General features: G+C 52.2%; 16 protein-coding genes and 1 pseudogene. 13 read left to right on the plus strand and 4 right to left on the minus strand.

The features are described from left to right. Positions 1–145: 145 nt before the first annotated feature. Positions 146–1,042 carry an NAD(+) diphosphatase gene (nudC, locus tag C5O22_RS00825; RefSeq protein WP_132779194.1) on the plus strand — a complete coding sequence of 299 codons (897 nt, stop codon included), beginning with the start codon at positions 146–148 and terminating at the stop codon, positions 1,040–1,042. On the opposite strand, the gene C5O22_RS00830 is transcribed toward nudC, so the two are convergent. Continuing rightward, positions 990–2,696, minus strand: a complete 1,707-nt coding sequence (locus C5O22_RS00830; RefSeq protein ID WP_132779196.1) for a fumarate hydratase — start codon at positions 2,694–2,696, stop codon at positions 990–992. The two genes, nudC and C5O22_RS00830, sit on opposite strands and share 53 nt — an antisense overlap. A 192-nt stretch (positions 2,697–2,888) precedes the next feature. On the opposite strand from C5O22_RS00830, the gene C5O22_RS00835 reads away from it, so the two are divergent. Both C5O22_RS00835 and C5O22_RS00840 read left to right on the plus strand, forming a co-directional pair. Beyond that, positions 2,889–4,247 carry a two-component system sensor histidine kinase NtrB gene (locus tag C5O22_RS00835; RefSeq protein WP_132779198.1) on the plus strand — a complete coding sequence of 453 codons (1,359 nt, stop codon included), beginning with the start codon at positions 2,889–2,891 and terminating at the stop codon, positions 4,245–4,247. A gap of 11 nt (positions 4,248–4,258) precedes the next feature. Further along, positions 4,259–5,689 carry a sigma-54-dependent transcriptional regulator gene (locus C5O22_RS00840; RefSeq protein WP_132779200.1) on the plus strand — a complete coding sequence of 477 codons (1,431 nt, stop codon included), beginning with the start codon at positions 4,259–4,261 and terminating at the stop codon, positions 5,687–5,689. Positions 5,690–5,806: 117 nt separating this feature from the next. On the opposite strand, the gene C5O22_RS00845 is transcribed toward C5O22_RS00840, so the two are convergent. From C5O22_RS00845 to hflK, 3 genes and pseudogenes are all read right to left on the minus strand, one after another. Then, the gene (locus tag C5O22_RS00845; RefSeq protein ID WP_132779202.1) at positions 5,807–7,642 is read right to left on the minus strand and encodes a hypothetical protein; all 1,836 of its coding nucleotides are present in this window, start codon (positions 7,640–7,642) and stop codon (positions 5,807–5,809) included. 2 nt (positions 7,643–7,644) lie between these two features. Then, positions 7,645–8,631, minus strand: coding sequence for a protease modulator HflC (gene hflC, locus C5O22_RS00850; protein WP_132779204.1), 987 nt, complete (start codon positions 8,629–8,631; stop codon positions 7,645–7,647). Then, positions 8,628–9,514 (minus strand): annotated as a pseudogene (gene hflK, locus C5O22_RS00855) (FtsH protease activity modulator HflK). The gene hflC and the pseudogene hflK overlap by 4 nt, the downstream one beginning before the upstream one ends. A gap of 510 nt (positions 9,515–10,024) precedes the next feature. Between hflK and C5O22_RS00860 the strand changes: the two are divergent. The 10 genes from C5O22_RS00860 to C5O22_RS00905 all read left to right on the plus strand — a co-directional run bounded on the left by C5O22_RS00860 (position 10,025) and on the right by C5O22_RS00905 (position 18,984). Continuing rightward, positions 10,025–10,216, plus strand: coding sequence for a DNA-directed RNA polymerase subunit omega (locus C5O22_RS00860; protein WP_132779207.1), 192 nt, complete (start codon positions 10,025–10,027; stop codon positions 10,214–10,216). Between the two features lie 8 nt (positions 10,217–10,224). Then, positions 10,225–11,205, plus strand: a complete 981-nt coding sequence (gene miaA, locus C5O22_RS00865; RefSeq protein ID WP_132779209.1) for a tRNA (adenosine(37)-N6)-dimethylallyltransferase MiaA — start codon at positions 10,225–10,227, stop codon at positions 11,203–11,205. Between the two features lie 378 nt (positions 11,206–11,583). Then, positions 11,584–13,488 (plus strand): 1-deoxy-D-xylulose-5-phosphate synthase, encoded by a 1,905-nt coding sequence (gene dxs, locus C5O22_RS00870; protein ID WP_132779211.1) that lies wholly within the window; start codon positions 11,584–11,586, stop codon positions 13,486–13,488. Continuing rightward, complete coding sequence (gene folP / locus C5O22_RS00875; protein WP_132779213.1) at positions 13,485–14,342, plus strand: dihydropteroate synthase; 858 nt, start codon at positions 13,485–13,487, stop codon at positions 14,340–14,342. The genes dxs and folP overlap by 4 nt, the downstream gene beginning before the upstream one ends. Beyond that, the gene (gene cdaA / locus C5O22_RS00880; protein WP_132779291.1) at positions 14,338–15,156 is read left to right on the plus strand and encodes a diadenylate cyclase CdaA; all 819 of its coding nucleotides are present in this window, start codon (positions 14,338–14,340) and stop codon (positions 15,154–15,156) included. Before folP ends, cdaA begins: the two co-directional genes overlap by 5 nt. Further along, the gene (locus C5O22_RS00885) at positions 15,137–16,102 is read left to right on the plus strand and encodes a CdaR family protein (protein ID WP_132779215.1); all 966 of its coding nucleotides are present in this window, start codon (positions 15,137–15,139) and stop codon (positions 16,100–16,102) included. The genes cdaA and C5O22_RS00885 overlap by 20 nt, the downstream gene beginning before the upstream one ends. After that, on the plus strand, positions 16,099–16,509 hold the full coding sequence (locus C5O22_RS00890; RefSeq protein WP_132779217.1) for a holo-ACP synthase: 411 nt from the start codon (positions 16,099–16,101) through the stop codon (positions 16,507–16,509). The genes C5O22_RS00885 and C5O22_RS00890 overlap by 4 nt, the downstream gene beginning before the upstream one ends. Beyond that, positions 16,493–17,374: a DUF2225 domain-containing protein gene (locus tag C5O22_RS00895; protein WP_132779219.1), complete on the plus strand. Its 882-nt coding sequence runs from the start codon at positions 16,493–16,495 to the stop codon at positions 17,372–17,374. Before C5O22_RS00890 ends, C5O22_RS00895 begins: the two co-directional genes overlap by 17 nt. Positions 17,375–17,376: 2 nt before the next feature. Continuing rightward, complete coding sequence (gene truA, locus C5O22_RS00900; protein WP_132779221.1) at positions 17,377–18,129, plus strand: tRNA pseudouridine(38-40) synthase TruA; 753 nt, start codon at positions 17,377–17,379, stop codon at positions 18,127–18,129. A gap of 18 nt (positions 18,130–18,147) precedes the next feature. Next, the gene (locus C5O22_RS00905; protein ID WP_132779223.1) at positions 18,148–18,984 is read left to right on the plus strand and encodes a threonine/serine exporter family protein; all 837 of its coding nucleotides are present in this window, start codon (positions 18,148–18,150) and stop codon (positions 18,982–18,984) included. Positions 18,985–18,993: the final 9 nt, after the last annotated feature.

Raw genomic sequence — 18,993 nt, forward strand, 5'->3', positions numbered from 1 at the left:
TTATTTTAATGATAGTCATAAAAAGGGCGATGGACAAGTTTTTATAAAAGTAAAAAGCCCGTAAGATAGGGAGAAACAGGGGACTGTTTCCGAGGAAACGTTACCTTTGCTAGTCATGATGGAATAAAACGGGTAGAATACCCATATGCTTCAAGAAGAACCTCTGTGTTTTGTATTCCTCGAAGATAAACGACTATGGTATCCTGCTTCTTCGTCGGTATGGGATGCGGTAGCGGGGCTTACGCCAGGGGACGTGGCCTTTCTTCGTGGAATGGTGACTCCTGTGGCTATTCCGCTTCACTTTTCAGTATCACCTCAGGAGCATGGGGGGCCCGCCAGCCATATCATTGGGAAGGGAAGTGGGGCTTCCTCTAAACAGGCCTTGTGTTTTCTGGTGCAGGAATCTCATATGCCCCCCGCAATGCAGGAGGGGCGGATCCTCCCTATTCGGACGCTCCTTGCGGAACTTCACGGTTCAGACACCGATGTTCTTTCCCGTTTTTTACGGATCTTTCATTTGTTTCAGTGGCTGGATGTATCCCGCTATTGCGGTCGTTGTGGCGCTCAGAACGAGCTTGCCCCGGACGAGATGGCCCGACTCTGTCCTGTCTGTGGTAGACGAGAGTACCCTCGTATTTCACCGGCCGTTATGGTTGCGGTCACGGACGATGAGGGGCGCCTCCTTTTGGCCCACAATGCCCATTTTCGAGCGGGCCTGTACAGTGTGATTGCCGGCTTTGTGGAAGCGGGCGAAACGCTGGAGGCCGCCGCCGCTCGGGAAGTTCTGGAAGAAACGGGGATTGTTATTGATAGCATCCAGTATGTGGCAAGCCAGAGCTGGCCCTTCCCCGATTCTCTTATGGTGGGATTTACCGCCCATGCCAGGACCACCACCATCCAGGTGGATAACCGGGAGATCCTGGATGCCCGCTTCTATCGACCTGAGGAATTGCCCGACATACCCCTACCGGGGTCCCTTTCCCGGATGCTCATTGAGCATTGGCTGGCCCAGCATACAGATCGTTCCCCTTATCATCAATAATGATGAAGGCCAGAAGATCCTTTACCGTGATACGCCGCACCGCCTCCATCCCCAGTTCGGGATAGTCAAGAATTTCGCAGGCGAGAATGTTTTGTTCCGCTATAAGGGCCGCCACCCCTCCAATAACCCCCAGGTAAAAGCCTCCGTATTTCTTACAGGCCTCCCGCCATTGGCTTGCCCGGTTTCCCTTTGCCAGGGTAATTCGCGCAATGCCCCGGGAAAGCAGTTCCTCCCCGTAGCTATCCATTCGCTGGGCCGTCGTGGGACCGAAACTACCGATGATTTTTCCGGGAGGAGTCGCCGCGGGGCCTCCATAGAGAATAGGATACTGGTACAGGTACTCCGGAAGGGGCTTGCCTGCTTCGATGAGCCGGTGCCAGCGAAGATGGGCCGCATCCCGGGCAATCAAAAGGTCTCCCGAAAGCAAGAGGCGGCTTCCCACGGATAGCTCTGAAAGACGACGGCAAACCCTTTCGATGCCTTCTTCCAGGTTGATGTGGGGGGCCTCAATTTTGTGGAATGAAGGGGCCGGTACGTAGGATTCAGGCTGAGTCTCAACCTGTTCAAGCCACATTCCCCGCCGATCGATATAGCCGAGGAGATTCCGATGGGCGCTACAGGAAACCCCTATCGAGATAGGGCACGAGGCGGCATGACGGGGTAAACGGATAACCCGGCAATCCAGGGCAAAGGCGCTTCCCCCAAACTGGGCGCCTAAGCCTGTTTCCCGGGCTATTTCAAGGATCCGCCGTTCCCAGAAGACATCCCGGAAACAGAGGGGGGCTTCTGGATACGGAGAGGTAAGGGGGGACTGAAAATTTGAAGAGGGGGATGTTTTGGCGGTATTGCTGTTTATGTTAGAAGCTGGGGACCCCTCCAGAGAGGGAAGTCCATCGAGAATTTCCGTGGTAGCGAGTTTTAGAATCCGCAGGTTCTCTTCGGGACTCGTACCGCCCACCACGATGGCAAGCCGATAGGGTGGGCAGGCGGCGGTTCCCAGGGCGGAGATTTTTTCCCGTACAAATCGTTCAAACGCCAGAGGCTCTAAAATACCGGGGGGCATCTGAAAAAAGCCCGTTTTATTTGCCGATCCTCCTCCTTTGGCAACAAAAAGGAATCGATACCGGGGGCTTTCTCCAGAGGAAGGGGTTGCTTCAATATGAATTTGGGCGGGTAAGTTGGTCCCCGTGTCATATTCTTCAAAAAAACTCCGGGGCGCCACTTGAGAGGAGCGCAAATAGTATTTTTCATAGGCTTCCCGAATTCCTTCGCTCAGCCAGTGGGCATCGTCACTTTCAGTACGAATCCCCTCATCCTTCCATGCAAGTACCGTAGCGGTCCCGGTATCCTGACAGAGGGGCAATACCCCCCTGGCGGCGATGGTTGCGTTTTCCAATAGGGCGCGGATAACGATGCGATCGTTTTCGGAACTGTGCGGATCTGCCCACTGAGTTTTGAGGAGATCAAGATGACTTTTTCGCAGAAAAAAGGAAAGCCGATAGAAAGCCTCCCGGGCAAGGTATTGTAGAAGGGCTGGCGAGACAGAAAGAAAGTTTCCCGATACCTGTAGTGATCCTTCGGCTTCGGGTGGCGGAGGGATACGCTCAAAGGAAATATGTTGAAAGGCTTTTTCGATAGCGTTCTGTAATTCCATAACCTTCCTCAATAGCCATCATTTTTGTGATTCCCCCGCCTAAAAAACGCATCCGAGACCTTTGGCGCGTTACGGGGCAATCTCCCAATATCTTTGTCCCTACTATTCATATAACCAGACCACCGTCATAGTTGTTTATATATATTATCAGAAGCAGTGGTCTCATACAATCACTTCTGGTACAATACTACTATGATGACCCATTCAGCGGAACTACGTCTCCTTATTTTGCTCTTTTTTTGCACCGTGCTTATCACCGTAGGGGGCATTTTTTTCATGATGTTCCAGGAACAGAACCGGCTTACCCTGATGGCTGAATATCGGGCTTTTCAGCTTGCGGCCGACCTGAATCGGGCGGTAGAACAGGGAAACCGGGTTTCGGTGGAGCAACTCCCGAATCTTCTGGGTTTTGGAATCTATACTATTCGAGGCGAGGCCCTGTATCGCTATGGAAACGCACCCTCTCAGGTAGATCCCCGGGCGGTTCAGGATGCCCCTCGTATTCAAGGAGATGAAGTTTCATTGCTACGGGCCTTTGGGGGGATGGGACGGATCCGCAACCGTTTCATGATGGCGCCTCCAGATCCCCAAAGGGGAGAGGGAGATGTTGGGAATCTGTCGGAAAACCAGAACACATCCCGGAGGCCCCGTCCTCCTTCTATGATGATGGCCCCGATGGCGGCCCCGCGGCTGGTGTTTCTTTCTTATCGAGTGGCTTCTCTTCAACGAGGGATGTGGACCCTCTATATTCTAGGGAGCCTCCTCCTTTTGGTTCTAATAGGTACCTATGGGTTGTTGATTCAGCTTGCCCGACGGATCGATCTCTATCGACTCGAAGAAGCCCGAAATCGGGAACTCATTACCTTAGGAGAGGCAGCCCGAAGTCTTTCCCATGAGATCAAGAATCCCCTGGGGGTGCTTCGTATACAAACGGCCCTTTTAAAAAAGATGCTCAAAGGACAGGAGGTTGAAAAGCAGGTAGATATCATCGAAGAAGAAATAGATCGAATTAATACCCTTACCGAACGGGTCCGGCAGTATCTGGGAAACCGACAGGCTTCAGTGGAACCTCTTGATATGGGAAACTACCTGCTTCATATGAAGGAACGCTATGGTAATAGTATTGAAGTGTCCCTTCCTCTTGATGCCTGGCCGATAGTAAAAATAGACCGGCAGCATTTGGATCAAATTCTAGATAACCTTATCCGCAACGCCCTCGAAAGTATGGAAGGTCAGGGAGAATCCCTGGTAACCCTTCGCCTTTCAGTCGTGGGTCATAAAAAGTGTCTGATTGAGGTAGCCGATCGGGGACCGGGGATCCCTAAAGATATCGAAGGTCGAATTTATGACCTCTTCTTTACTACAAAAACCAAGGGATCCGGCATTGGCCTTGCCCTGGTAAAAAAACTGCTTTCCCAGTACGGGGGGACAATTTACCACCGTCCCCGCGAAGGGGGAGGTACCCTCTTTTATGTTGAACTCCCCTATGGACGACTGGTCCCGGCGAAAAAAATTGAGCACCAGAAACCGGTACTGGCCTCTGAGAAATAGGAGGTACCCCTGTGAGCGATACGCCTCTTACCGTTCTTGTAATAGATGATGAGCGGAATTTACGGGAATCCCTTAAGCTCTATTTAGAAGGGGAGGATTTCCGGGTACTCCTTGCACCCACCGGTGAAGCCGGCAAGGATGTTCTAGAAAAGGAACGCTGCGATGTGGTGGTGGTGGACCTCAAGATGCCGGGCATGTCGGGTCTTGATTTCCTTCACTGGATGAAGGAAAGTGGCCCCGCTATTCCCCTTATTATGATGAGTGCCCATGGGGATATCCAGGATGCGGTGGAGGCGATGAAAGGGGGTGCCGCTGATTACCTGGTCAAGCCCTTTCATCCGGAAGAACTTGTGGTTCGACTGCGGCGGGTTGTTTCTGATGCCCGGCTTATTTCCCGGGCCCAGGTGGTGGAAGCGGTGCATCGGGGAACGGGGAAAAAGGCAAATGGAAAGGAACACGATGAGGTCTGGCTTGGGGAGAGTCCCCCTATGAAGACCCTGCGGGCCCTTATAGATAAGGTGGCCCCCACCGATTCCACGGTGTTGATTACCGGCGAAAGTGGAACGGGGAAAGAAGTGGTTGCCCGCTCTATTCACCGCTTAAGCAAACGTTCTGACGGGCCCTTTGTTCCCATCAATCTGGGGGGAATCCCAGAAAACCTTTTGGAAAGTGAGCTTTTTGGCTACGAAAAAGGGGCCTTTACGGGGGCAGAGGGACGGAAGGTAGGGCTTTTTGAATTGGCCAGTGGGGGTACCCTTTTTTTGGATGAAATTGGAGACATGCCCCTCCATCTCCAGGTAAAGCTCCTGCGGGTACTCCAGGACCGTAAACTTATAAGATTAGGGGGAAGTCGCCCTATCCCTATCGACGTCCGTATCGTTGCGGCCACCAATAAAAACCTGGAAGAAGCAGTCCGGGAGGGTCAGTTCCGGGAAGATCTCTATTATCGGCTTGCGGTAATCCGCCTTCATATTCCTCCCCTCCGGGAGCGAAAGGAAGATATCCCCGTGCTTGCCCAGCGTTTTACAGAACGTTTTGCCCGGGAATTGGGGCGCTATCCCCGGCGCCTTTCGGCGGAGGTTCTCCAATTTCTGGACCGGTACCCCTTTCCGGGAAATGTGCGGGAACTGGAAAATGCTATTGAGCGGGCCGTTATCCTTTCGGAAGGGGAAGAAATAAAGATAGAGGACTTTAGTTTTGCCGGTCCCTGGCAGGCCTCTCCCCCCGCGTTCTCGGGGATGGAACCTCCCGCAGCGGTTGGTGAGTCCCCGCAGAACCCCTCTGGGCTCGGTGGACTCGAAGGGCGTTCTCTTCAGGAACTGGAACGGGAAGCAATCCGACTTGCCCTCCTTAGAAACGGGGGACACCGGGAAAAGACCGCCCAGGAACTGGGGATTACCCGGCGAACCCTTCTTAACAAAATCCGGGAGTATGGCCTTTAAAACAACGAGAAGCCCCTCCTCCTTTGCATAGTGGAAGATCTCTCGCCGGTGTTTGCGGCTCTTTCAGCCGTTTGTGCCTTTTCTTGCGGTTTGTGGCTTTGCCGGGACCCCTCGATTTTATTGAGCTTCGGGGGAACTTGTTTCCAGAACCTGACGGTCGATCCGGGTGATTTTCCATCGGTCTTTTAAGTAGGTAAGAAAGACCCGATCCTGGCGGCGTACCCAGGAAGTTTCAAGCCTGGTGGGGGGAAGGGGAGTGGAATGGAGGTTGAACTGCCCCGCAGGTTCCTCTTTGGAAGAGGATGGTCCGCCCTCTAAAGGAGCGCTATCTTCCCGTCGTTCCGGATACCAGAAACGGTAGCTAACCCGTCCTACCGCCTCATTTCCCTCCACCTGAAGTTCATCGATGGAAAAATCCGAAATTCCAAACACATGGAATTCCCCCTGCGGTTTTCCCCGCTCCATCCAAACTTCCGGAGGAAGAACGAGGACCTTCTGTTCATAGGCTTCTCGTACCTTGGAAATGACGTAGAAATTCATCACCGCCGTAATATCCTCTTTCCCTGTCTTCCCTTCCACACATGTGGACATCCGTTCGTGGTCCAGGGTGTTAAAGGCGGTGTAATAGGCGGTAAGCACCTCGGCGGGGCTCATCCCTTTTGTGGTGGGACGCTGGGCCTGATCCCGTATAAAGCTAGCAATGAAAAGAGCCAGGGCAACAAGAGAAAGGGCCCCTCCTATGAGGAGTCCCCGATTCCTTCGAAGGAAACGGTTCCCTTTAATCCGTTGCTGCTGGAACCGAAGGTACCGCTCTTTTTCTTTGCGCAGGGTCTCCTGTTCTTTTTCGGTAAGAGGCTTGATGAAAGCCGCCGGTTCGTGGTGGTGTGACTTTTCGAGTATTTCAAGAAGCGCTTCAAGGGAAGGGGCCCTATCACGCTCCTGCCCGGGAAGAGCTTTTTTCACAGGTAGTTCTTCTCTTTCGCTGCCACCGTTGGGAGAGGGAGTAGGCCCTGGCGCTGTTCCCAGCCTTTCTTTTATATCTCTGAGGGGGGTATTTGGGGCCTTTTTTCCTCCGGGGCTCCTGGCTATTGCAGAGTGGGTCAGGGCTCCCTCTATCCACTGGGCCAGGTCCCCATCGATTCCGGGAACCGCCAGGTGTATCGGTTCAAAAAGACCATCCCGAATATCGGCCCGAATCTGGTGTATAGCGTGATCGATCTGGGGAGCGGTCCATTCTGAGAGAGCCATCCCGGGGGCGGCCCCTTCTGTCGTTTGAGTGGGGTGTTGGAGCGTTTCTTTTTGTTTCCCCCTGGATTTTTCGGGTATCGCCATAAAGCGGAATGGAAAGGTCCCTGCCCACAGACGGTAGGCAAGGACCGCGACGGTAAAGGATAGCCCCGTACGGTCGGGGAGATCGGGGTGCTGGTACTGTTCAAGGATCTCTTCTGGCCTTCTGTCGTGTACGCCAGAGCGAAGGCTTCGCTCTCCTAAAGCCCGGGGAGGAAAGAAAACCTTCTCTCCCGGTACTACCAGCACCAGGGGAGGTAGGATGGTCATGTCTTTTATACGATCGGGACAGAGAGCTTCAATATGACGGAGGGCCCGAACATATGAAACAAAAGCGGCCAGGGCTGTTTTGCCTCCCTGGGCGATATATTCTTCAAGGGGAAGCCCCGGCACCTCCCGCCCCCAGATCCACAGGTGGCCATCGATTTCTCGGCTCCCTTCGGGAAGCCAGGGATGCATTTCTCCAGGGGAAAACGAGGGGGCAGTTATTCCTTCTTTCCCAGAAGTGAGGAGTCCCTGTTTTCCTGTCCAGCGAATTTCCAGACCCTGTTGGGTAAGGAGTTCCGCCCCCCGGGTCTTTGCGAAGGCCCGGGGATCCATCCCTGTATCAAAAGCTACTGCCGGCTGTCCATCAATGATGATATGTTCGATACAGGAACGATGCATGGCTACCTCCCTCGGGGTGAATATAGATATTTAAAGTAATCCATGTCGGTGGAAAGGGTTTTACTGAATTGGGGCATGGTGGTTTTGTAAGATTCAATACTGCGCCAGAAGTCGAAGAATTCCGGATCTCGACTGTAGGCCTGGGCATAAATGCGGGTGGCCTCCGCATCGGCTTCGCCCTTAATCTTTTCCGCCTTTTCATAGGCCGCCGAAAGGATAGCCCGGCGCTCGTTTTCGAGTTTCCCCTGCCATTCGGCCTTTTTCCCTTCTCCGTAGGACCGGAAGGCCTGGGCTATCTGATTTCGCTCCTTAATCATCCGGTTATACACGCTCTGGGTAAGCTCATCGGAATATTTAATCTGGCGGGGCACCACATCGATAAGTTCGATGCCGTATTCGGGCACGGTTTGGCGGGCCCGCTGAAGGATCTCTTCTGCCAGTTTGCGGCGACCCTTCTGGACTACCTCATAGGTAACATCGCTTCGGGTAAAGGCGGAAAGTTGTCCCGCGTCCTGTTCCGAACCGAGTTCAAAATTTTCTATTTCCTCTGCTTTGCTCTGGCGGATCCGGTTAGAATTCCGCACCGTTTCTCGAAGCCAGTTTTCGGCTATAACCGTGCGAACCGCCGAATCGATGATATCGTCCAGACGGGAGTAGGCCGCTTCCATGGTCTGGATAGATTCATAAAATTTACGGGGGTCCGCAATTTTCCAGCGCGCCGTCGTATCAACCCAGATGAACTGGTTTTCCTTGGTAGGGATCCGCTGGGGTTCCCCATCCCAGGCCATGATGCGTCGAGGGTACTTTACCACGTCGTCGAGGAAGGGGGTTTTTATATGAAGCCCCGCATTGGTATGCACCGCTACGATCTTTCCTAATTGGACGACGACCGCCTGCTCTCCTTCCTCGATTGTATAGAAGGGACCTGCCAAGAGAAAGGCGATTCCTAACACTACTATTATGATGAGGGTAGTTATCAATGATCTCATTGGACGCCTCCGCGGGTATCAAGATTTTTTAAGGGGAGGAAATTCTGAAAGCGGCGATCAATAAGGGTGGTGCCTTTATCATCTTTAAAGATATTTTCTACCATTTCGTAATAGAGCCGCCGACGGGTAATATCCGGGGCTTTTCGGTACTCTTCGTAGACCGCGTTAAAACGGGCCACATCCCCCCGGGCCATATTTACCCGTTCAGAGGCATACCCCTGGGCTATCTGGATGATTTTGTCCGCCTCTCCCTGGGCTTTGGGAATTTCCGCGTTATAGGCTTCTTTCCCTTCATTGATAAGGCGGTTCATGTCCTGGATAGCCTTGTTCACATCTTCAAAGGCGGCCTGAACCCCCTGGGGGGCACGATATTCTGAAGTTTTACGGTGATCACCGAAATGCCTAGGCCGTACTGCTTAAAGGTGTCATTCATGAGCTGAATTGCCTCTGATTCAATTTCCGTTCTTTGGGGCCCCATCACATCAAGAATGGCCCGATCTCCCACGAGCATGTTCATAACTGACCGGGATACGTCCCGAATTGTAGTGGTCCGCTCTTTAGGGTTTACATTGAAGAGCCACGCCCGGGGATCTACAATACGATACTGGATGATCCATTCCACATCGACGATGTTAAGATCTCCGGTCAACATGGTGGATTCATCGGGAAAGGCTTCCTGGGAATACACGGTGTTCACCCCTGCTTTGAGGGTTCTGAATCCAAACTGTTCGGTTTGAACTACCTTTGTTTTTACTAGGTAATGTTTGTCAATTCCAAAGGGAAGTTTATAATGCATCCCTGGCCCATTGGTGGTAAGGTACTTACCAAAGCGGGTTACCACCGCTTCTTCGGTCTGGTCCACGATGTAAAAACTGGTGCTCATCAGTACTATCACTACAATAATACCAATGGCCAGGATGATGGACGTAGGCCCCAGGAATCTTTTGATGTTTCCTGTGCTATAGGACATGCTGGAATCCTCCTTTCTGTGACTTTAGTTTATGATAAACACAGCGAAGTGTGTTTGTATTTTGCCTTAAAAGGGTGGAGGAAACAACTATTCTCCCTCGTTTCTTCGCCACCAATCCCATTACTCAGAAAAGGGATGCCCAGGAAATTTTACGCACCCGCCTACCTTTACAAGGTATCCCTTTCAATGCTTGTCGTCAAGGAAGAGGAACTTAAAAAAGTTACCGGTGTCTTACCTAATCCTCTCTCCCAGCGGCGATGGGGATTGGGAAATCTTTTCTCCCTTTGAACTCTTTACAGGAAAGGCTCTCTTTGATATACTATTTTTCCACAATTAATACACAGCTGATGTTATCCTGAAGCAGTTTGTTTTCTCAATCAAAGAGGATGAAAGAAAGAGTCTTCAAGATAGAAGGAGTGAGGTATGATATTCCCTCTGGAACAGCTTATTGAATTTGATGGCAATGTCTACGAAATTACCTGTGCGGCTGCCCGGCGGGCGTATCAGCTTGCGATGATGAAAGACCCGGAAATCGAAGCTAATGATGGCAAGGTAGTTTCCCTTGCGGCCCGCCAGCTCTTTACTCGCCAGATCGAATACCGCCTGGAGTCGTAGGAATTTTCATGACCCCCATCCCGGTAGTCATTCTCTTTGGTCCTACCGCTTCGGGAAAGACGGCGGTGTTGGAGGCCCTTTTTGCCCGGGAGCCGCCCCTGGTGCCTGCCGAAGTGGTGAGTGCCGATTCCATGCAGGTCTACCGGGGCCTTGATATTGGAACCGCAAAACCCAGCGCTGCTCTGTGCCGCCGTCTCCCCCATCACCTTATTGATATTCGGGATATCCGTGAGCAGTGGACCGTGGGCGACTTTGTCCGAGAGGCAGACCGGATCTGTGAGGATATCTATCGGCGGGGGAAGCTTCCAGTGGTGTCGGGAGGGACAGGGTTCTATTTAAAACACTTCGTGCTGGGGCTTCCGGCGGCTCCCCCTTCCAGCCAGACTATCAGGGACGAGTTGAAACACGAATTAGCCCAAAAGGGGGCTCCTGCCTTGCTTGCCCAGTTGCAGGCGGTGGATCCGGAGACGGCCTCCCATGTGCATCCCCATGATACCTACCGACTCCTCAGGGCCCTGGAAGTGTATCGGCTCACCGGGAAGCCCCTGAGTGCCTATCCCCGCTATGGGGGGAATGCTCCTCGGCCATCGTATCGCTTTTTGCTGTTGGGTATCCATCGACATCGGGATGACCTCTATCGTCGTATTAATGAGCGCGTGGCCGCTATGATGCAGGCCGGCCTCTCTGCGGAGGTCCAGCGGCTCTGGCAGCAGGGGTACCGGCCAGGGGATCCGGGGATGCGGGCCATTGGTTACCAGGAATTTTTTACCGAGGAGGGGGATCTTCATAGCGATGTGGAGCAGGTGGCTGCCCTTATCGCCCAGCATACCCGGCAGTATGCAAAACGGCAGATTACCTTTTTTAAAAGTCTTTCCGGGGTACACTGGATCAGCGTAGAGGAAGATGAGAAGGGTTTTATAAGCACTATACAACAAAAGATACAGGATTTTGTGGGGACCTCTTCTTTTATGCCTTCAAAAGTTGTTTAGTGAAGAGCCCCTATTGAAGCCCCTTGGATAAGGGGGCCGATCTTTCCCAATACCCCTCCATAATGCCTCTTGACCTTTTACTACCTCCCTGTCATACTATGCAAAGGTTGAAACCGCCGGATCGGGGATCTTTCCTCTGACCATAAGGAAATCCATTTTTTTCAAAGGAGACGCTCAAGTGCCCTGCGGAAGAAAGCGAAAACTCAAGAAAATCGCAACCCACAAGCGAAAGAAGAAGCTGAGAAAGAACCGACACAAGAAGAAGAAGTAGGAATGTGACAGATTGGTACTGTCATGGGCCTGGTTTGTGTTGGTAAAGAGCGTTAAAAACCGCGGACCGCTAGAGTTCCGCGGTTTTTTTGTTTATAATACCATTCTATGAACGAAAAAATTCTCCCCCGAATTCGGGGCCCCCATGAGGTGAAACGCCTTTCCCGGCAGGAACTGCAGCAATTAGCGGAAGAATTACGGCAGGAAATCATCTATCGGGTAAGCCGAAACGGGGGACACCTGGCGAGTAATCTGGGAATCGTAGAATTAACCCTGGCTTTGCACCGGGTATTTGATAGTCCCCAGGATAAGATCATCTGGGATGTGGGACACCAGTGTTATCCTCATAAACTGCTTACCGGTCGCTACCGGAATTTTTCGGGCCTCCGAAAGAAAGAGGGAATCTCTGGTTTCCCCAAACGGTCGGAAAGTCCCCACGATGTGTTTGAAACGGGTCATGCCTCTACCTCGATTTCGGCGGCCCTGGGGATGCTGGTGGCGGAAAGAAGCCGGGGCTCTTCCCATCGGGTTATAGCGGTTATTGGCGATGGGGCCTTAACAGGGGGCCTTGCCTACGAAGCCCTTTCTCATGCGGGACAGCTCCAGATTCCCCTCATCGTCGTGCTTAATGATAATTCCATGTCCATCGGTCCGAATGTAGGAGGAATTTCTAAGCATTTGAGTATGTTAACGATGAAGGCTTCGTACCAGCGCATGAGAAACCTGATAGATCGATGTGTAAAAAGGATACCCCTTATTGGGCAATGGTTATATTTCTGGCTTGTTCGTTTTAAAAACGCCATTAAAATCCTATTTTATCCGCGGAACTTTTTTGTGGATCTCGGCTTTGAGTATGTGGGCCCCATCGATGGACACCACATGCTAACCCTGGAGGAAGTCTTTCGAGACATAAAACAGCTGAATCGGCCGGTGGTGGTCCATGTGGTTACTCAAAAAGGAAGGGGCTACAAACCGGCAGAAAAAAATCCTGCCCAATTCCACGGGATCGGTTCTTTTTCTATCGAAGACGGAATGGTAGAAAAAACGGCGGGCTTTACCTTTACCGATGGTTTTGGCAAAGCCATGGTGACCCTGGGAGAAGCCTGTCCATCCCTGGTGGCCATTACGGCGGCCATGGAAAAGGGAACGGGCCTTACCCCCTTTCGGGAGCGTTTCCCTGAGCGCTTCTTTGATGTGGGGATTGCGGAGTCCCACGGGGTAACCTTTGCGGCGGGCCTTGCGGCAAACGGACTTTTACCGGTGGTGGCCATCTATTCATCCTTCATGCAGCGGGCGGTGGATCAGGTGATCCATGATGTGGCGTTGCAGAACTTGCCGGTTATCTTTGCCCTGGATCGCTCAGGAGTGGTCCCCGAGGATGGAGAAACCCACCAGGGGATCTATGATATCAGTCTCTTTCGGAGTGTTCCCCACATGGCATTGCTGGCCCCTGCCACCGCCGGCGAACTGGAGCAAATGCTTCGCTGGGCCCTGGAGCAGCGGCGTCCGGTGATGATTCGCTATCCCAAGGCTCCCTGTCCTAAAGAAGAAGAGACCTGTATGCAGCCCCTCGAGACGGGGAGGGGGGCCTTTGTGCGGCGGAATGGAGGGGAAGTCTGTCTTGCTTTTACGGGGAGCCTACTGCCAGAGGCGTTAAAGGCCGCGGAGATTCTGGATAAAGAGGGGATTCCCCTCGATCTGTATAATTTTCGCTTTATAAAACCCCTTGATGAAGTACACCTTTTTTCGATAATCAAATCTTATCGGTTGTTTATCATAGCCGAAGAAGGGGTACGGGAGGGCGGTTTAGGAGAGCACCTGGTGACGCGGCTTTCCGAGATAGGAATTGAAACGTCCTGTAAGGTGCTGGGTATCCCCGAAGGACCCCTTCCGCAGGGAACACGTCAGGAACTCCTTTCGCTCTGTGGTCTTGATGGTACTACCCTGGCACAACACATCCATGACTGGTATGGTACAGCCAGAGAATTGCATCGGAAGGTAAGCGGAACATGAATCGGACCATACAGCTTCGGACGGGAGCGGTGCTCGATCTTTCTGGGACCCCCCTCGTCATGGCTATCATTAATACTACCCCTGATTCCTTTTATCCTGCCAGTCGGGCCTTTGCCGAGGATGCCGTCGCCCGGGCCCTGGCAGCGGTGGAAAAGGGGGCGGCCATCATTGATGTGGGGGCCGAATCCACCCGCCCTGGCTCTGACTATGTCCCGGCGGAAGAAGAACTGAAGCGGCTTTTGCCGGTAGTGCGGGGGATTCGTCGGCGTTCGAACATACCCCTTTCCATCGATACCCGTAAGGCTGAAGTGGCCCGGGTCATGTTAGAAGAAGGGGCCGACATCATTAATGATGTTTCGGCCCTGATGGATGATCCTGCTATGTTGCCCCTCTGTGCACAGGAAAAGGCGGTGGTGGTCCTCATGCATAAGAAGGGTATCCCCCGGACAATGCAGGAGGCCCCCTATTACGACGATGTGGTTCAGGAGGTTCATGAATTTTTGTGGGGCGCCGCCCAGCGGGCAGAGGCAGGAGGTATTCCCGCCGAGCGGATAATCCTTGATCCAGGAATCGGCTTTGGTAAACGCCTGGAAGATAACCTGCGACTGTTGGCCCACCTTGAAAAGCTGGGAAATGGGAACTATCCTCTTCTCGTGGGCCTATCCCGGAAATCCTTCGTAGGGGCTATTACCGGTAAGGAGGTGGAACGGCGACTCCCCGGAACGCTGGGGGCTACCGCTGCAGCCCTCTCTCATGGGGCTCGTATCCTTCGGGTCCATGATGTGGAAGAAACGGTAGATTTCGTTCGTTGTTTCCATAGTATCGAAGCAGCACGAAGGAGCCAGGATGATTGAATGGTTTCGCAACCTGAACCATTTGTATAACCTTATTCGACCAGTACTGGACGTTTCCATATTGGCCTTTATCATTTATAAGGCCTATGATCTTCTCGTAAAAACCCAGGCAATTCAGATTATCAAAGGGGCGGGGTTGCTGTTTATTTGCTATGGCCTGGCGTATTTCCTTAAATTGACCACCCTTTTATGGGTTCTTAATTTTCTTGCCCCGGGGCTTTTTATTGCTATAGCTATTGTGTTTCAACCGGAATTACGAAAGATTTTTCTGAGACTGGGGCAGGGGGAACTGTTCCATCTTGCCTCGCAACCAACCCAGACGGTTTTTGAGCCCGTGTTAACGGCGGCGGAGATTCTCTCTAAACAAAAACGGGGAGCCCTTTTTGTTTTTGCCCGCCGGGTTAATCTGCGCACCTACATTGAATCGGGAACCCGCCTGAATGCAGAACTCTGTTCGAATCTCCTCATCACGATCTTTGCCTACGATGGGCCCCTCCACGATGGGGCGGTGGTTATTCAAAATGGGAAAATTCTTGCGGCGGGGTGTTTTTTGCCCCTGTCGGAACAACAGGATATCCGTAAAACCTTTGGGACCCGGCACCGGGCGGCCCTGGGAATTTCGGAGGTCTCCGATGCCATCGTTATTATCGTTTCAGAAGAGACAGGGGCTATCAGTCTTGCCTATGATGGAAAACTGTATTATGACCTTTCCTCCCTTGAGATACAACGGAAATTAACGTTCCTCCTCGAAGGAGAACGGACCACGGAAGAGGAATCCCCTGAGGAATCATACCATGAAACGGCCCGGCGCTAAAAAAAGGATAGAAAAATTTATCAAGGATTGGCCAATCAAGGCCCTTTCTCTGGTAATTGCAATGGTGCTTTTTATGTTTCATCGTCTGAGTATGTTGGAAGAGCGGTACTTTATCGTTCCTCTGGTGGTGGATTCCCATAATGACCTTGTCCCCGCTACTTCCTATCCCCATGTGGTACGGCTCTCGTTACGGGGAGACCCGTCGATTATTACTACCCTCTCGGAAGACAGCCTGGAAGCCTATATCGATATCGATTCATATACCTCCGAAGGAATTTACAAAATTCCTGTCCGGGTTCGGCAGAAAGCTCAGGCTACTCATTTTGAATCCCTCGAGATTCAGCCTGAACCCGCAGAAATCATGATAGGTCTTGAACGGAGCCTTTCGAAATTAGTTCCCGTAACACCCAGTTTTCGGGGGTACCTTGAAACGGGCTATGAACTTGCCTCCTTTCAGATTGAACCGGCCCAGGTGTATGTTGTCGGTCCCCGCAGTAAAGTTGCAGAGATCACCGACGTTACCACCGAAAGTATCGAGCTAACCGGTAGAAAAGAGAATTTCTCGGTAACGGTCCGCTTGCAATCAAAGGATAGTCTGGTGAGTATTAAGGGGAACTCACTGGTTACCTTTAATGCGGTGGTACAACAGTCCCTTATCATTAAAAATTTCGAGAATATTCCTATCATTGTGACGGGGCTTCCCTCATCATTTATTGCGCGGCTCCAGATTAATTACGGTTCTATCAAACTTCAGGGGGCCCAAAAAGAACTAGAAGCCTATACACCGGACTACTCGATTCTTTCGCTGGATTGTTCAGATATCAAAGGGGAAGGCACCTACATTATCCCGGTGACTGTTCAGGTTCCTCCCAATTTTCAGGTGATCCGTTTTGATCCCCTTGAAATACCCGTCGAGGTGGTCCGGAAAGGACGGGAAAACCCATGATTGTGGGAATAGGCATCGATGTGGTGTATGTGTCCCGGCTTGCCCATTGGCTGGATAATCCGGGACTCCTGGAACGCTTTTTCCATCCCCGGGAAATAGAAGCCGCCCGGGCCCGTCGCTCGGGGGCGCTGTTTTCGTTAGCCGCCCGCTTTGCGGCAAAAGAAGCCTTTGGAAAGGCCCTCGGGACAGGACTGCGGGGCATTGTCCTTAAGGATATCCTGGTAGAAAATAATCATAATGGAAAGCCCCATATCCTTGTTTTTGGGAGTGCCCAACGGGCTTTAGAGGAGTGTGGGGCAAACCGGATACATCTTTCCCTGACCCATGAAAGGGATAATGCGATTGCCATGGTGATCCTCGAAAAAATTGAAAAAGACGGGAGTGCTAACCATGCTTCGATTTGCTAAGGCCCCTCAGGAAGAGCGGGAAGTGAAAATTTCGTTCTTTTCAAAAGAACCTATCCGTTGCCCCGTGTGTGATACCTCCTTTCAGCGGGAAGAAATGCTTTCAGGGGGAGGGCGGCTTATTGCGGGGCCCCTCACCGACGAACTCCATCGAAAATATGAGGCCTCTCTAAAATATGGAGCGGTGTATCCCCTTATCTATCAGGTAACGGTCTGTCCCAATTGTTGGTTTGCCGCGTTACCGGATGATTTTCCCCGTCTTCCCCGGGAATCCCGTCTTAAGGCTGAGGATGATCGGGAGGGACGTATCGCTGCGGTGGGACATATTTTCCCTTCTGTGGATTTTACCTCCTGTCGCACCTTAAAATCGGGAACCGCCGCCACCTACCTCGCCCTCCGCTGTTACGATTATTATCCTGGGGAATTTTCTCCCACCATTAAGCAGGGAATTACGGCCCTCCGCTGTGGCTGGCTTTTTGATGAACTGAACGAACGGTATCCCCATCAGCATTATGATTGGCTTGCCCTGCTTTGCAAACGGAAGGCCCGCTTTTTCTATCGGGAAGCGATTAACCGGGAACAGACAGGAAAGGAAGCCCTTTCTGGGCTTAAGTACTTTGGTCCCGATACGGATAAAAACTATGGATATGAAGGGGCCCTTTATCTCATGGCGCTGCTGGAACTGAAATATGGTCCCCGCGAACCGGAAGAAAGCCGCCGCCAGGCCCTGGCGGAATCCCGGCGTACCATTGCTAAAATCTTTGGCCTGGGAAAGTCCTCCCGGGAAAAGCCGGGTCCCCTCCTGGAAAAAGCCCGGGACTTGTATGAGCAAATAAGTGCCGAATTGGAAGATGAGGACGGGGAATAAGCATGGGGAGCCGCAATATCCGTTTGTTAATCGCCTATGATGGGACCGATTTCTCTGGCTGGCAACGGCAAGGTAATGGTCGTTCTGTGCAGGGGGAAATTGAGCGGGCCCTGGAAAAAATACACCATGAACCGGTGCACCTTATAGGTTCAGGAAGAACCGATGCGGGGGTTCATGCCATAGGCCAGGTTGCCAATTTTCATACCTCCATTACGTCTATCCCGGCAGAACGGTTCGTGATGGCCTTGAATGCGCTGCTTCCCCAGGATGTTCGTATTCTCGAAGCCCGGGAAGCTTCTCCCGACTTTCATGCCCGTTTCGATGCCCGCTATCGGACCTACCGTTATTTTTTTGTCTGTGGGCGGCCGGCCCTACCTCAGGAGCTTCGCTATGCTCACCAGTTATGGCGGGTTCCTGATATACGCCTTCTTTCTGCTTATTGTCGGGTGATCCACGGAGAACTGGATTGCTCCCTCTTTGCCAGTGCGGGTGATAGTAGCCTTTCCCGTCATCGATACATCGTGGGTTGTCGGTTTATCCAGGAGGGATCCTACCTGGTGTTTGAAATTACGGCCAATGCCTTTCTCTGGAAAATGGTGCGGTCCATCGTAGGCACCTTACTTTTTTATGAAGAGCGGGGGCTTGCGCCAGAAGAATTTGAGCGCATTGTTCTTCGGGGGAATCGAAAGGAAGCGGGTCCCACGGTCCCGCCCCGGGGCCTCTTTTTATGGCATATTGATTACTATCGAAATTAAGAGAAAAAAGGACGAGGGATGGAACTGCTAAGCCAGAAAAAAGCTGAAGCCCCTGAACAAGGGAAAGTAGTTACGGCAGAAAACGCCAGGGGAGAGCAGAGCATGCCCCTGCAGGGGGAGAATCCGCTTATTGTAGCGGCTGAGGCGGGGAAAAAAATCCTCGAGGCTGGGGGAGAAACCTATCGGGCCGAAGAAATGGTGGTTCGGCTATGTCGGCTCTGGTCCTGTAAGGATGCCGAATGTTTTGCCACCCCCACGGGAATCATGGCTTCTATAACCGGAGAGGATGGCAGAAGTTATGGGGTAGTCCGTCGCATTTCCCGTCGGTCCGTGAATCTCCATAAGCTCGGAGCCCTTATTCACCTGGTAGAAAGGGCGGAACAGGAAAAGCTCGATGAACACCTTTTCTTGTACTTCCTGCATCAATTAGAAATTGCCCAACCCTATCCCCTCCCTGTTTCTCTGGGAGCGGCAGGTCTGAGCACCTTCTTTTTTACCCTTTTGTTTCAGGGTTCCCTCGGAGATGGACTTGCGGCCTTTCTTGTGGGCATAGGAATAAAATTGGTGATGATCCACCTGCAAAAACGGAATCTCCCCGATTTTATTACCCACCTCGTCGGGGGGATGGTTGTAGCCCTCCTTTCGGGGGCTTGTTTTTCCCTCGGATTGGGGAAGCAACTGGATAAAATCATTATCGGTTCTATTATGCTGCTGGTGCCTGGTCTTGCTACGGTCAACGCCATTCGAGATACCATGGCGGGGGACCTGGTGGCAGGAATAGCCCGTTTCGCCGATGCGATTATTACCGCCATGGCCATTGCCATGGGGGTACTCCTCGTGGTGGTGTGGGGGTAGGAGAACTTA

Source organism: Treponema sp. J25 (assembly GCF_004343725.1).
Classification (GTDB): Bacteria; Spirochaetota; Spirochaetia; order Treponematales; family Breznakiellaceae; genus J25.